We start from the raw sequence: 14491 nt of genomic DNA on the forward strand, positions 1-14491 counted from the left end.
GCCAGGATGACGCCGCTGGAATTCTTCACTGTCTCCAAGATCGGCTGGTATTTGGTGGCGCCCAGCCATGTGCTGGTATGGACCGCCCTCGCCGCCGCCGTGCTGGCGGCGCGGCGCCATGGGGCGGCCGTGGTGCCGGCCACGGCCTGCGCCCTGACGCTGCTGGTCCTGCTGACCCTGCCCGTGGGCAATTGGGCCCTGCGCCCCCTGGAGGGCTTGTACCCCCGGCCGGCGGAGCCCGCCGCCATCGACGGCATCCTGGTGTTGGGCGAAGGCCTGAATGGTGAGGTGCTGCGCGACCGGGGCGTGCCCGGCGTGGGCCCGGACGGCGGCACCTTGCTGGCCGCCGCCGCGCTGGCCCGCCGTCATCCAGAGGCGCGCGTCGTCTTCAGCGGTGGATCGGGTGAGCTGGGCACGGCCGGCATGCCGGAGGCCGAGGTGGCGCGCCACGTGCTGGCCGACCTGGGCCTGGACGACACGCGGGTGAGCTATGAGGCGCGGTCGCGCACCACCCTGGAAAATCTGTTGCTGGCAAAGGACATGGCGCAACCCGTGCCAGGCCAGACCTGGCTGCTCGTGGCATCGGCCTATCACATGCCGCGCGCCATGCTGTCGGCATCCCGCGTGGGCTGGCGGGTAACGCCCTGGCCGTCCGATTATCTGACCACGGCCCAGGGGCCGGAAACCCACCTGTCCCTGGCCGCCAACCTGGCGCACCTGGATCTGGCGGCGCATGAGGCGCTGGGCCTGGCGGCCTATCGCCTGTCCCATGCCGGGTCGGAGGCCCCCTGATGCCGCGCTGGTTGGGCCCCACCGCGCCCCCGGCCAGCCTGGCGGATCTGGCGGCGACCTACGGCCGGCGGCTGGGCGACTGCATCGCCTTTCCCGGGCTGGTCAATTCCCACGACCACCTGGCCTTCAACTGCTACCCGCCCACCGGTTCCCCGCCCTATGACGACTTCCTGGGCTGGAGCCGCGACGTGCAGGCCGACCGCGCGCTGGTCACCCGCATCGAGGCCATCCCCGCCCCCCTGCGCGTCCAGGTCGGCCTGCTGAAAAACCTGCTGTGGGGCGTGACGGCGGTGGCCGACCATGGCGGCACCCCGGTCGAAGGCCCCATCCGGGTGCTGGCACCCTTTCAGGACCTGCATTCGCCGGAACTGGCCAGCCCCTGGCGCTGGATGGCCGGGCTGGGTCCGGCGGTGCTGCATCTGGCCGAAGGTGTGACCGCCGGCAGCCGCCGCCGCGCCTTGGCCTTTCTGAAGGAAAACCTGTTCCGCCGCGCCGTCGCCGGCGTGCATGGCGTGAGCCTGGAGGGCGAGGATTTTCAGCGGCTCGCCGCGCTGGTGTGGTGTCCCGCCAGCAACCTGTTCCTGTTCGGCCGCACGGCGGACGCGGCGGCGGCCCTGCGCCACACCCAGCTGCTGTTCGGCACCGACGCCACCATCTCCGCCCCCGGCACCCTGTGGGATCATTTGCGCCTGGCCCGGGGCCGCGTGGCGGACGCGGAGCTGTTCGCCAGCCTGACCTTCCGCGCCACCCGCTTCTGGCGGCACCCCGCCCCTGACGACCTGGTCATCGCGCGGCGCATCGCCGACGACCCATGGGACACCTTCTACGCCCTGACGCCGGCCGACATCCTGCTGGTGGTCCGGGGCGGCCAGCCGGTTCTGGTGGACGATACCCTGGGCGCCCCCCCGGGCTACGGGCGCCTGACGGTGGGCGGCCGAGCCAAGCATGTGCGCATGAATGTCGCGGACCTGCTGGCGGCCCTGAAGCCTCAGCTGGACACGGCGGCGCTGCTGGGGCGGTTTGGGTGCGATGGCTTGTGACTTGGCGGGCGGATCAATCAATACTCTCCGCCACCGTCCGTCGTCTCATCCTGTAGGATGATTTCATAATTCTGGCCGCCATAGAAAACACCAATAATGGAGACCACATCGGCGTCTATGTCAAATGCGATCACCGCGCGTTTTCTGTAGTTCGTAATACGCAGACCGGGTCTTACATCATCCCTTATGGTGCCGCGACAGGGGTGCGCGCTGAGGCCTTCACAGTAACTCAAGATTGCCGCGGTATTGCGGGCAGCGATGTCCGGCGAAGCCGCGTTGGCGATATAGTGATACAATGCCGCGAGTTGTTCCAAAGCCTCAGGAGCAAAGACGACGCGGTAAGTCATCGCGTCTTTTTTAAATGTTCTGCGGCCAGACGGGCCCGCACCCGATCAGCGGTGACTGCTCGGGAAGGATCGGCTTTAAGCGCATCATAAGCGGGACCAACTTGGGTATGCAGCCAGCTTTCCACGGCGCGGTCCCGCGCCATCAGAGCCCGCAAACCATCCCGGATCACTTCACTTTCACTGGCATATTCACCCGCTTGCACCTTAGCCTTCACGACCTCGGCCATTTCGTTAGGCAGGGTGATGCTCAATTGCTGAGTGGTCCGCATGGTCGGCACCTTCTGGAGTAGGATTTAATCCTATTCTTCCAGATGGGCGCAGTCCAGCCGCTTGACTGACCTAAGGCCGGGACGCGCAGTAGACCGCCAGCGTCTCCACCCCGAAGTGGCGCCACAGCACGCGCTCGACCGACAGGCCGGCCTGGGCCAGGCCGTTCAGCATGCCGGCACAGTCGCCGTGGCTGGTCAGGACGAAGTAGGCCTTGCCGCCGGGATTCAGCATGGCGGGCAGTTCGGCGGCCAGCCGGTCGATGACGTCGGGGCTGCGCCAGGATTGTTCGAAAGTGGTGGTGGGCGTGCCCCGGAACTTCGGCAGGGAGAACAGCACGACGTCGAAGGTGCGGCCGGCCACCGGGGCGAACAGATCGCCCTGATGTAACTCCACCGCCACCCGGTTCAGGATGGCATTGGCCCGGGCGCAGGACACCGCCTCGGGCACCACATCGACCGCCGCTACTTGATAGCCGCGCAGGGCCGCGAAGATGCCCAGCACGCCGCAGCCGGTGCCGACGTCCAGCGCCGTGGCGCCCTCGCCCGCCGGCTCCAGCACCGGGCTGGTGGCGATGAATTCCGCCAGGAAGCGGCCGGTGCGGAAGACCACGGGGTTGAACACCCCCGGCCAGACGACGAAGGATCGCCCCCGGATCTTCTCGAACACCGCCCGGCCCAGGCGGCGGCGCAGCACCGCGCGCTTGGCCGCCGTCCAGGGCGTCCACAACAGGCGGGTGGCGGTGGAAACGGGCGGGGGCGGCGGGGCCGGCTGGGGAATGGCCATGGCGGTACTCATAGCTTGAGGCTGCAGACACAGCGCTGGCACACGGGATCGCTGTCCACGTCCAGGCCGGCGCGGAAGGATCGGGCGGCGGAGCCGTTCAGGATCTCCGGCAGGGTGCCGTCGCGCAGGCTGCCGATGGGGTCGTGGAAGAAGCAGGGGCGCACCGTGCCGTCGGCTTCCACCACCGTGGACACCCAGGGCGCGTTGCACCGCACGGGCGGCGATGGCGCCACACCATGGGCCGCGCGGTAGCGGGCGCTGATATGGCGCAGGCGGGCCGGGCTTTCCTGGATGTAGCGGTGGGTGAAGTCGCCGCCGTGGCTGGCCGCCAGCCCATCGATGACGGCGTCAAGGGCGTCACACTCGGCGGGGAACAGCCCCACCTCCTCCACCCGGCCCTCCCCCCAGGCCTGCGGCCGGTTGAAGGCGGTGGAGGTGAGATCGGCGCCCAGGAAGGAGATGCTGTCGAGGCCGATGGCCTTGGCGGCGTCGATGATGGCCGGCAGCTCACGGAAATTGCCGCGCTGGATGACGCAGCGCGCCGCCACCGGATAGCCGGCCCGCCGGCGCCGCAGGGCGCCCACGCCGGCGGCCAGCGCCCCATAGGCATCCTTGATGCCACGGATGCGGTTGTGCGTGGCCTCGGGCCCGTCCAGGGAGACGATGACCTCGTCACACCACTCCACGATGTCGGCGGCGTGCCGCTCCAGCAGCAGGCCGCTGCTGAGCAGGGTGATCTTCAGCGGCAGGGTCTTCAGCGCCGCGCACAGGCCCCACAGGTTGGGGTGCATCAGCGCCTCCCCCCCCGACAGCACCACCCAGCGCACGCCCAGGGCGCCGAAGTCATCCACCAGCCGGTCCACCGCCACCTGTTCCAGGCTGGTGCCGTTCCGGTTGGCCTTCCAGATGTCGCACATGACGCAGCGGCAGTTGCAGCGGCTGTGCGGCATCAGGGTGACCACCGGAACCCGGACCAGGCGCCGGCCCCGCCAGGCGCGCGCTAGGGGAAAGGCGCCCATGCTAGAAGCCCTGGATTTCGGGGCGCTGGTACGGGAACACCTTGTCCAGCAGGCGCAGTTCGATGGGGAAGTCGTAGAACTGCGTCTTGTAGCGCCAGGCAGCCATGGTGCGCAGGGCGAAGCGGCCGGTGCGGGTCAGGCGCGTGTCGGTCATGGTGGGATAACGGGCGTGCAGCACCCGCTGGAAATTGCCGATCTTGCGGCGGATGTCGTCGTTCATCCATGGCAGGTTGGACGACAGGTGCTGGGCGAACTTCTCCCACTTCGCCTCGGTCCAGGTCGCGACGTCCTTGGGGTATTCGAAGCCGGCCGCCTGCGCCTCCTGCAGCATGGCGCCCTCCACCGGCACGGGGCTGTAGATGTAGAACACAATCTCCGTCGCCGGATTAACTTTCTTCAGCATCCGTATGAACTGGATGGTGTTTTCCGCGTCCTTCGCCGGGTCCGGCGGGTTGCCGATGATGAAGGACATCTCCGGCACCACGTCGTGGCGGCGCATCTTCTCCGCCACCGCCAGGATGGCGTTGCCGTCCTGCTTGCCGCCCTTGTTCATGCGCTTCAGGGTTTCCAGGTCGCCGGACTCGGCCCCCATGAACACCATCTTCAGGCCGCTCTTGCGCATTTTGGCCCAGGTGGCATCGCTGAACTTCAGCATGGTGTCGGCGCGGCCGAAGCCCCACCAGCCGATGTCCAGGTGGGTGATGCGCTCCGCGAACTCGGCGCAGCGGGCCTCATGGACGAAGAAGTTGCTGTCGTAGAACTCCACCGCCGTGGCGCCATGCTCGCGCACCAGCTTTTCCACCACGGCGGCCGTCCGCTCCGCCGTCTGGGCGGAATAGCGGCCGTTCACCTTGTGCACCACCGCGCAGAAATTGCACTGGAAGGGGCAGCCGTAGCTGGCGTGGTGGGCGATGGTGCGGGATCCTAAGAAGGAGGAGCGGACGTAGGCGTCCATGTCCACCCGGTGATAGGGGAAGTCCGGCAGGGCGTTGATGTCGGGCACCGGCGGCTTCTGGTTCAGGTGCACCCTGCCGTCCGCGTCGCGCCAGCCCAGGCCCGGCAGGCCGGTCACATCCTGCCCCGCCCGCACCTTGGCGACGAACTCGCCGAAGGCCAGTTCGCAATGGCCGCGGAAGACGTAGTCGACGTAAGCCTCCTGCATCACGATCTGGCCGTGCAGGGTGGGAAAATAACCGCCCCAGAGGATGGTGACCTGGGGGAATTCCGCCTTCAGCGCCCGGCATATGGGGGAGGCGTTGGACAGCTGCGGCCCCGGCATCACCGTCACGCACAGGATGTCAGCCTTGGTCTCGACCAGCGCCTCACGCAGGGCCGTCAGGCCATCCGGCATCAGGTTGCCGTCGATGATGCGATACTCCTCCACCCCCTCCAGCATGGCGCCAATGGCCAGCAACGACATGGGCAGGACCGGCTTCTTGGAGGCGGAGCTGACGGGATTGTAGAACAGGATCATGGCGCGGTCGCTTCCTTAAACATGCCGCAGCAAGGTCAGATGATGGTCGGCCAGCCGGGCCAGCCACGGATGGCCAACCACCCGCGTCTCCCAGCGCATCAGGCGGGTCAGGTGGCGGGGGCGGCGTTCCAGCCCGGCGAACAGGTCGGATGGCGGTAGGAACACCCCCACCGGATGGACGGAGACCGGCTGGAATGCCGGGGCGAAGGCGCGGGCGATGTCGCCCGGCGTCCAATAGCGGATGGGGATGGCGGCGCCACCGATGTCGGCGGTGGAGCGGCCGGACCAGCGTCGCACGGCGGTACGATGCAGGCGCGCGCCATACCACAGGGTTTCCCAGGCGCAGAAGCGTCCCATGACCACCAGGGCCACCACCCCGCCCGGTGCCACCGCCCGGCGCAGGGCGCCGGCCAAGGGCGCCAGATCCACGGCGCAGTTCAGGGCGCCGAAGTTGGACAGCACCAGGCCATAGGGGCCGCCGCCATCCGCCAGAAAAAGGTCAGCCGGGGCATTGAGGTCGATCTGGCGGGTGGTCACCCTGTCCCCCATGCCCAGGCGCGCCGCCTTGCCGGCGGTCACCCGCAGCATGGCGGGGGAGCCGTCGGCCGCCGTCACCTGGGCGCCGGCATGGGCCAGCCACAGCGCATCCTCCCCCGTGCCGCAACCGAGATCCAGGGCGCGCATGCCCGGCCGGAGGTGGGCACCCACCTGCCGCCACACGGCGTGGCGCAGCCAGCGGCCGGGGATGCTGTGGGTGAAGCCGGCGTCGTAGTCATCGGCGAAGCGGTCGAAAGCCGCCGGCCGCACCATGACCTCAGCCATGTTCCACCTCATGCCGGGTGGCGTACATGGCAAGGCGGCTGAGCGCCGAGGAGGCACGCGCCTTGGCATGCCGCAGCAGGTCGCGCTGGGGGGCGGCTTCCAGCCGGCCCAGGCGGCCTTCCGCCGCCAGCCAATGCTGGGCATGGCGGTAGAAGCGGCGGGACTTGCGCCCCACCACCGTCAGGGCGCGGTCGCTGCTCTCCTGCCAGGCGCCGCCGCCGGCGATGCGGTCCGCGACCTTGTCGTAATAGGGGGTGCCCTTGATGGGATAGCTGATGGTGGTCAGCACGTCGTCGGGCGCCGACAGGCGCAGGTGGCGCGCCGTCTCATCAATGTCCTGCCACGTCTCGCCGTCATAGCCCAGCATGATGAAGGTGCCGGCGCGGATGCCCCGGTTCTGCACCAGGGCGATCATCTCGCGCATGCGCACGGCGTTGGTCCGGCGTTGCATGGCGTCCAGGATGCGCTGTGAGCCGCTTTCCGCCCCGATCCAGATGCGGTAGCAGCCCAGTTCCGCCAGCAGGTCGGCCACCCGCTCGTTCAGCCTGTCTTCGCGCGTGATGGTCTCAAAGGGATAGCGCAGGCCCCGGCGCTTCATTTCGGCCGCGAACTGTTCCAGCCATTTCTGGTTGATAGTGAACACGTCGTCGGCGAACCACAGCTGGTCCGGGGCGTAGGTGTCGCGGATCAGCTCGATCTCATCCGCCACGTTCCGGGGGGATCGGCGGCGGTGGCTGTGGCCGAAGACGGAATGGCTGCACCAGTTGCAGGTATAGGGGCAGCCCCGCGCCACGATGAGGGAGACGGAGCGCACGCCGTGGTGCGTCTTCCAGGTCTGCAGATAGCGTTCCAGGTCGATGGCGCCCCGGTCCGGGAAAGGCTGGGCGTCCAGGTCGGCGATCTGCTTGCGCGCCGGGGTGCGGCGCACGCCGCCGTCCTCGCCGCGATAGGCGATGCCGTGAACCTGATCCAGTTCGGTCAGCCCATGGCGGGCCAGGTGGGGGATCAGTTCCGCCAGGGTCAGCTCCCCCTCCCCCGACACGACGATGTCGCCGCCCCGGCTGAGGTATTCCTCGGCGTAGTTGGCCGGCTCCGGCCCCCCGAAAATGACGGTGGCCCCGGCCGCCTTGGCCGCCGTCGCCAGGCGCAAGGCGTTGCCCCGGGTCATGAGGTTCACATAGATGCCCACGACCGCCGGCCGCTTCCGGGCCAGGGTGGCCTGGGCGGCGTCCATATCCATGAAGGTGGTGTCCATCACCTCCACCCCAAAGCCCTGGGCCTTGAGGTGGGAGGAGATATAGAGCAGGCCCAGCGGCGGATAGGGCTTCATCACCGCCCGCTCCGCCGGGTCCGCCATCAGGAAATAGCCGTGGGTCAGCAGGATATCGGTCACGGCGCCGCCCTGCCCGCAGTCATCGTCCGGGGGCCGGCCGGATGGGGCATTAGGCGCAGCAGTTGCAGCCGCGCCCAGGACAACGGGATGGCCACGCCGCAATAGGCGACGAAGGCCAGCGCCCGCAGATGATCGCCGCCCTCGGCCCGGCCCCTCATAGCTCCCCGCAGTTGCGCCACCGCCCGGCGCACGCGGAAGTCGCGATGCACATAGCTGTGCAGGTGACGATAGAAGGCGGTGGTATAGGGTCCCCGGTACAGCATGGCCATGTCGGACGACACGTCCCAATGCCGCTTGTCCCGCAGCTGGCTTTGCACCCGCTCATAAAACACCGTCCCCGGCAGGGGATAGGAGACGGAAATGCCCATCTCATCCGGCCGGGTGGCACGCAGCATGGCCAGGGTCTGGCCGATCTCGGCCATGCCCTCGCCGGGATAGCCGAACTGCAGGAAGTGGCCGACGCGGATGCCGGCGGCCTTGAGCTTCGCCGTCGCCTCCGCGATCTCCCCGGTCGAGAGGTCCTTGTCCATGGCGTCCAAGATCTTCTGGCTGCCGGACTCCGCCCCCAGCCAGACGATGTCGCAGCCGGCGCGCTTCAGGTCGTCGACCGCGCCCTCGCGCAGCACCAGGTCGGCGCGGCTGAGGCATTTGAACGGCACCTTGACGCCCAATTCGTCGATGGCGGCGGCGAACTCCCCCCACCAGCGGGGCTTCAGCCCCATGATATCGTCCATGAACCAGATGTAGTCGGGCGCGGCCAGGCAGACCAGGCGCGCCAGCTCCTCCGCCACAGCCCGGGCACCACGCACCGCGTAGCCTTGTCCCCAGATGGGCTTCGCGCACCAATTGCAGGAATAGGGGCAGCCGCGCGAGGTGACGAGATTGAGGGCGAAGAAGCCATGGTGCCGGCACCAGACCTGGCGGTAGGCGTCCATGTCCACCAGTTCCCAGGCCGGCGGCGGCAGGGCGTCCAGGTCGCGCAGCACCTCACGCTTGGGATTGCGCACGGTCTGCGCGCCCTTGCGCCAGGCCAGCCCCTTGACGATGGACAGGTCGTCGGCGCCATCGCGCCAGGCGGCCGTCAGCTCCGCCAGGGTCAACTCCCCCTCGCCCACGATGACGGCGCCGGCACCGGCGTCGAGGTAGAGGTCGGGATGGTCGGCGGCGTCGGCACTGCAGATGGCGACCTTGGCCCCCGCGGCCGTGGCGGCGGCGATCATCTCCAGCGCCGCCAGCCGCATGGCCGACAGGCACATCTTGGACAGGTAGTTGAAATTGTCGTCGTAGAGGACGGCGATGTCCGGCCGCACCTGGGCCACCCGCGCCGACCACTCGGCCACGGTCTGGGCGATCATGGCGTCGAAGAAATGCACCTCATGCCCAGCCGCCTGCAGCGTGCCGGCGGCATAGAGGGTGCCCAGCGGGGGGAACGGCTGATGTTCCGCCCACCGCGCCGGGTCCAGGCGCAGGAAATAAACACTGCCGACGAGTATGCGAGGCATCCGCCATCCCATTGCGGGGGAAGAATGGGACGGGCCCCCGGCCCGCCCTTAACCCAAGGACGGAAACCGGGGGCCCTTTATTCCAGACGTTTTGTCTCGATGGCCTACTTCGAGATCACCGCCAGCGAGGCGCCGGTGATGGCCAACTGGCTGGTGACCTGGATGATGTCCATCAGGATGCTGTCCCAGGTGAAGTGGCGCAGCTTGCGCGGCACGACGATGACGGAGCCGGGCGCCAGCTTGGGCGCGGCGGACAGCCAGCCGCCGCCGTCCACCTGGATGGCGGAGCCGTCGGGCTGCACCACGAAGACATGGTCGTCGTCGGCGATTTCCGTCATGCCGCCGGCCATGGCGATGTAGTCGTCCACGCTGCGGTCGCTGCGGAATTGGATGCCGCCTGGCGCCATGACCTCACCCGACACGACCACGGCGCTGGGCTGGCGCGGCACCACCAGCTGGTCGCCCGGTTCCATAACGAGGTCCAGTTCCGGATGGGCCGCGATCTCCCTCGGGTCGACATGCACCGCCACCCGGCCGCTGGCGGGGCCGATGCCCTGGCGCAGGCGGCCGATCATCTGGGTGACGTAGGCGATCTCCCCATCCGTCACCTGCACCTTCCCGCTGACATTGCCGACGATGGAGATGATTTGGCGCTCCAGCGCGTCGGCCTCCTTCTGCAGGGTGTCGCGCTGGGATTCCGCCACCGATTGGCGCAGGAAGACCACGCCCGCCGGATAGGCGGCGTCGGTGAAGCCGCCGGCCCGCGCCAGCACGGACGACAGATGCTCACCCCGCAAGATCTCATAGCCGCCGGGGAACTTGACCTCACCCGACAGGGTGACGTCGCCCGTGTCGCGGTCGGAGAAGACGGGGTTGAAGCGCACGCGATCGAAGGGCTTCAGCGCCACCTGGGCGAACTGCGCCACCGGCAGGCCATAGCTGTGGCGCACGGTGCGCGACAGGCCGGACGCGTTGTCGATGTCGGCGGAGGTGACCTCGAAGGCGTGCAGATCCACCTTGGGCGTCAGGCCGCCCGCCGCCTGCACCAGCTTGTCCAGGGTGGCGCCGGGCATGACCAGGAAGTCGCCGGGGCTGTTGACCTCGCCCACCACGGTGACGTGGTAGTTGGTCAGGGTGCCAACCAGCAGGCGGCGGGTGTCGTCGTCCAGGCCCACGAACAGGCGCAGGGGTGGCCGGCGCGCATGCTGGGCCTGGCTGGCGCCCAGCTGGCTTGCACTAAGAGGGCCGGCGCCCGCCGGCAGGGCCGTCGCCTGGTCCTGATCATCATCCGCCCGGGCGGTGCTGCCGTCCTGGGCGGTGAGGATATCCGGCGGCGCCACGATGCCGGGGTTCAGCCGCTCTTCCTCCGGCTTGGGCGGGCCCTGGTCCTGAAGCGCCGAGTTCTGCTGGCCCAGTTGGGTGGCGGCGTAGGCGGCATAGGCCGGGTTGGCGGCCAACAGGGCGGCACCCTGCCCCGTTCCACCCGCCTGGCCGGCCGGCAGCTGGATGCCCTGGATGGCCGCCAGCTGCGCCAGGCGCGGATCCGCCGCCAGGCCGGGTGGCAAGGCCGCCGCCTGGGCTTGCAGGGCGGCGTTGGCGTCAGGCGCCGGTGGCGGGGCCACCGGGTCGGGATGGTCGTTCACCTTGCGGGTCGGGCTGCGCTGCAGGTCGCCCGCCTTGTGGGCGATGTAGCGCATCTCCGCCACGTTGGTGATGTAGACGACGTCGTTGGACTGCAGGGCCACGTCGGCCTTGCCCTCAAGCACGTCGGACACGGCGAAGGGGATGACCGTGCGCTGCAGGGTCGCCGGATCCAGGCGGATGAGGGCGTCGGCCAGCAGATAGGGCAAGGGGCGGCCCACCGCGGGCGCGAACATGTCGCTGGAGGCCAGCAGGCCGCGCAGGGACCGCACCGTTTCCAGGGGGTAGCTGCCGTTCAGGGTGGTGGCGCCGCGCAATTCCACCTTGGCCAGGGAAACGTCGGCCGTGGGCGCCACGAACACCACGTCGCCGTCGTGGACCGTGGCGCTGCCGCCCGCCCCCACCTGCACCATCTCGCGCTTGCCATCCTCACGCGTGCGCAGGATGGAATAGCGGTAGCTGCCGCGCACCTCCGTCCCCCCGGCCATGGCCATCAGGGCCGACAGCGGCGTGGCCTGCTGGCCGGCCGGCAGTTCATAAATGGCGGGGCGCTTCACCTGGCCGACAACGGCCACGGCGCTGGTCTGCAAGGGCACGACGATGCGGTCGCCCTCCGCCAGCGGAATGTCGCGGCCGGCGGCGTCGCCCATCAGCAGGGTGTAGAGGTCCAGGCGATAGCTGCGCCCGCCCCGCACCACCTGCACGTCGCGCAGGGAGCCCGTGTTCTTGATGCCGCCCGCCAGGGACAGGGCATCCATGGCGGTGGCCAGGCCGGACAGGTTGAACAGGCCGGGGGCGTTGACCTCGCCCGTCACGCGCACGGCGATCTGGCGCACCGCGCCCACGGACACCAGCACCTCCGTCCCCGTCAGGGCGCGCCCGGCCGCATCCTCCAAATCCTCGCGGAAGCCCCCGAAGGACCGGCCGGCCGCCGCGACGGGTGGCAGGCCGGGGAACACCACCCGGCCGTCGCGGTCCACCCGGGTGCGATAGCTGGCGTTCTGCTGCCCGCGCAGGGTCAGCACGATCTCATCCCCCTCACCCAGGATGTAGCTATCCTGCAGGGCGCCGCTCTGCCGCACCACCACGGGGGCGCCCCGGCCGAAGACATCATAGCCGTACTGGCGGATGGGCTGGCCGGCGCGGGTGCTCATCAGCCGTTCGATGGCCGAGGGCGGGCCATAGGCCTGGGGTCCCTGCTGCACGGCGGGGTTCTGCACCTGCACGTCGGGCTGAAGCGAGGGTATCGTGGACTGGCCGGTCAGTCGCTGTTGCACCGTGCGCAGCAGGTCGCCCGTCAGGTCGTTGCCGTTCCCGCCGCCCAGCAGCTGCGACAGCCCCTGCGCCTGCGCCAGCCCCGGCGTCACGCTGGAGGCCAGCGCCGCCAGCAGCATGGCGTGGCGGGCCCATTTCCGGCCTGAGCTCATCGTCGCCCCAATCATTTTCGTCATCGTTTCAGGCCTTCACCAGCCAGGGTGTCTTGTGGAACGCCTGCCGGCACAGCAAGCGGAATAACCAGGTCCAGGAGGGGACGGCCGGCACCATGGCGCCGGACCAGGCCCAGGCGGCCCTGAGGTCGCCCCGGGTCAGCCAGACGCCACGCAGCAGCAGGCTGGCCCGGATTTTGGGGTAATCGGGCGGAACCTGGGCGGCTTGGCAGGCCCATTCCATGACCCGCACGTCGCTGGCCAGCCGCCCCCGGGGTTCCATGCCGCTGTGGAAGCGGCTGGGCCGGGCTCGCCAGCGGGAAATGGGCTGGTCCAGATAGACCACCCCGCCCCCGGCCACGCGGGTGAAGACGGCGGTGGCCAATTGGTCGGTGTGGCTTTCGTCCGATGGGTCGAAGCGCAGATGCGCGCCGCCACCCAGCCAATAGAGATTGGCGCCCAGGGGGCCATAAAGCATGGCGCCCCTGGCCAGCGACTGGGCCAGGAAGGCCTGCGCCGACAGGCCCGTCGCACCCCGCCACAGGATGCGCCGCGCCACGCGCCGGGGCCGCAAGGCCTCATCCACGATCTCGTAGCTGGCGATCCCCAGGCAGGCCCCGGCGGCCACCATGCGGTCGCGCAGCTTGGTGACGCCCGTCCCATGCACCAGGTCGCCCACCATCAGGAACAGGGCGAAGCCGAAGCCCATTTCCTCCGCCACCTCGACGGCGCGGTTCCAATTGGCGACACGGCCCAGATTCCGGGCGTTGCGGCGCACGGTGATGGCCACCCCTTGCGCGTCCCGGACCGGCAAGGCGTCGGCGCTGCCGTCGGTGGAGGCGTTGTCGCACACCACGATCTCATAACTGTCGGGAGGCAGGCCGGCCTGGGCGGCGGAGGCCACCGTCTCGGCCAGCAGAACGCCGCCGTTGTAGCTGGGGACCAGGATGGCGATCTTGGACGCGCGCATTTGTCAGCGGCGCCCCGCAGCCCGGCCACGCAAGTGCGCGCCCCCGGCGGCCAGCAGGGCGCCCAGGATGACGCCCAGCGCCAGGAACAGGGGCCGGTTGGGCCACACCCGTTCGCGCACGTCGGGCACGGTGGGCGGGTCGATGATGCGGAAGGCGAATTCCGTCTGCCCTGTCGCGTACATGTAGTTTTGCAGCGTGCGTTCGTAGGCGCTGACCAGGGCGGCGTTCAGGGCGTTGCTGTTGCCTTCCTTCTGGGCGTTGGCCATGGCGGTGCGCAGATAGGCCAGGTTGCGGTTGGCGTCGGCCAGGGCACGGTCCCGCAATTGCGCATTGGTCAGCGCGATGAGGTCGCGCGCCCAGCGCACCGCCAGGTCGCGGTCCTTCCAGGTGATGGCCAGCGTGACGATGCCGCTGCGCCGGTCCAGGGTGATGTCGCGGATGCTGCGGCTGAACAGCTTGAAGCCCCGGCGCAGGGTCGGCGCCTCGTCCGCCGGCACCTTCCACTGCTTGGCCGCCGCGTCCCACTTGCTGGCGAACAGGATGGGCAGCAGGTCCTGCTGGATGGCGTAGGTGTCGAACAGCTCACGAGAGCCGAGCACGGCCATGGCCTCATCCTCGTTGGAGGAGGAGGACTTGCCCAGCAGGCCGGCGACGCCGCCCAACCCGCCCAGGCCGCCCAGCAGGCCGGACGCGCTGCCCAGGTCCAGGTTGCCGAAGCCGGCCCCGCTCTTGGACACCGGCATCACCAGCACCTCCACCCGCCAGTAGGAGGGCAACAGGAAGGCCGCCGCGACGGAGGCGCCGACGCTGGCCAGGAACAGGAAGGCGGCCAGGAACCAGTGGCGGCGCAGGCGGCCCAGGAACAGGCCCAGGCCGCCGCTCCCCTGGCCATCGTCCCCCTGGCCGCGCGGCGCCCAGGCGCCATCGGACGCGCCATCGGGGACGGTCCGGCCGGCCCATGCCAAATCTGGAGTATCCACACCCACCGTCATCGCCCCCGATCGCCTGAA

The 14491-nt window shown here is 69.5% G+C and carries 13 protein-coding genes; 2 read left to right on the plus strand and 11 right to left on the minus strand.

What is annotated here, in order from left to right; all coding sequences use genetic code 11:
- Window positions 1-6 precede the first annotated feature (6 nt).
- Both FBZ89_RS20235 and FBZ89_RS20240 read left to right on the plus strand, forming a co-directional pair.
- Window positions 7-792 carry a YdcF family protein gene (locus FBZ89_RS20235; RefSeq protein WP_145751652.1) on the plus strand — a complete coding sequence of 262 codons (786 nt, stop codon included), beginning with the start codon at window positions 7-9 and terminating at the stop codon, window positions 790-792.
- Window positions 792-1832 carry an amidohydrolase family protein gene (locus FBZ89_RS20240; protein WP_145751653.1) on the plus strand — a complete coding sequence of 347 codons (1041 nt, stop codon included), beginning with the start codon at window positions 792-794 and terminating at the stop codon, window positions 1830-1832. The genes FBZ89_RS20235 and FBZ89_RS20240 overlap by 1 nt, the downstream gene beginning before the upstream one ends.
- Before the next feature lie 17 nt (window positions 1833-1849).
- On the opposite strand, the gene FBZ89_RS20245 is transcribed toward FBZ89_RS20240, so the two are convergent.
- From FBZ89_RS20245 to FBZ89_RS20295, 11 genes are all read right to left on the minus strand, one after another.
- Window positions 1850-2179 carry a type II toxin-antitoxin system RelE/ParE family toxin gene (locus tag FBZ89_RS20245; RefSeq protein ID WP_145751654.1) on the minus strand — a complete coding sequence of 110 codons (330 nt, stop codon included), beginning with the start codon at window positions 2177-2179 and terminating at the stop codon, window positions 1850-1852.
- A complete protein-coding gene (locus FBZ89_RS20250; RefSeq protein WP_145751655.1) occupies window positions 2176-2448 on the minus strand; it encodes a ribbon-helix-helix domain-containing protein in 273 nt (90 codons plus the stop codon). Before FBZ89_RS20250 ends, FBZ89_RS20245 begins: the two co-directional genes overlap by 4 nt.
- A gap of 70 nt (window positions 2449-2518) precedes the next feature.
- Window positions 2519-3232: a methyltransferase gene (locus FBZ89_RS20255; protein ID WP_186457465.1), complete on the minus strand. Its 714-nt coding sequence runs from the start codon at window positions 3230-3232 to the stop codon at window positions 2519-2521.
- A gap of 8 nt (window positions 3233-3240) precedes the next feature.
- Window positions 3241-4251 carry a radical SAM protein gene (locus FBZ89_RS20260; RefSeq protein ID WP_145751657.1) on the minus strand — a complete coding sequence of 337 codons (1011 nt, stop codon included), beginning with the start codon at window positions 4249-4251 and terminating at the stop codon, window positions 3241-3243.
- 1 nt (window position 4252) lies between these two features.
- Window positions 4253-5725 (minus strand): B12-binding domain-containing radical SAM protein, encoded by a 1473-nt coding sequence (locus FBZ89_RS20265; RefSeq protein WP_145751658.1) that lies wholly within the window; start codon window positions 5723-5725, stop codon window positions 4253-4255.
- Between the two features lie 15 nt (window positions 5726-5740).
- Window positions 5741-6547, minus strand: a complete 807-nt coding sequence (locus tag FBZ89_RS20270) for a class I SAM-dependent methyltransferase (protein WP_186457466.1) — start codon at window positions 6545-6547, stop codon at window positions 5741-5743.
- Complete coding sequence (locus FBZ89_RS20275; RefSeq protein ID WP_186457467.1) at window positions 6540-7940, minus strand: B12-binding domain-containing radical SAM protein; 1401 nt, start codon at window positions 7938-7940, stop codon at window positions 6540-6542. The genes FBZ89_RS20270 and FBZ89_RS20275 overlap by 8 nt, the downstream gene beginning before the upstream one ends.
- Entirely contained in the window at window positions 7937-9442 is a 1506-nt protein-coding gene (locus FBZ89_RS20280) for a B12-binding domain-containing radical SAM protein (protein ID WP_145751660.1), read from the minus strand. The genes FBZ89_RS20275 and FBZ89_RS20280 overlap by 4 nt, the downstream gene beginning before the upstream one ends.
- Window positions 9443-9546: 104 nt before the next feature.
- A complete protein-coding gene (locus FBZ89_RS20285; RefSeq protein ID WP_145751661.1) occupies window positions 9547-12510 on the minus strand; it encodes an SLBB domain-containing protein in 2964 nt (987 codons plus the stop codon).
- Between the two features lie 28 nt (window positions 12511-12538).
- Complete coding sequence (locus FBZ89_RS20290) at window positions 12539-13480, minus strand: glycosyltransferase family 2 protein (RefSeq protein WP_145751662.1); 942 nt, start codon at window positions 13478-13480, stop codon at window positions 12539-12541.
- Window positions 13481-13483: 3 nt separating this feature from the next.
- On the minus strand, window positions 13484-14473 hold the full coding sequence (locus FBZ89_RS20295; RefSeq protein ID WP_145751663.1) for a hypothetical protein: 990 nt from the start codon (window positions 14471-14473) through the stop codon (window positions 13484-13486).
- Window positions 14474-14491 lie beyond the last annotated feature (18 nt).

Source organism: Nitrospirillum amazonense, from assembly GCF_007828045.1.
In the GTDB taxonomy this organism is placed as follows: domain Bacteria; phylum Pseudomonadota; class Alphaproteobacteria; order Azospirillales; family Azospirillaceae; genus Nitrospirillum; species Nitrospirillum amazonense_C.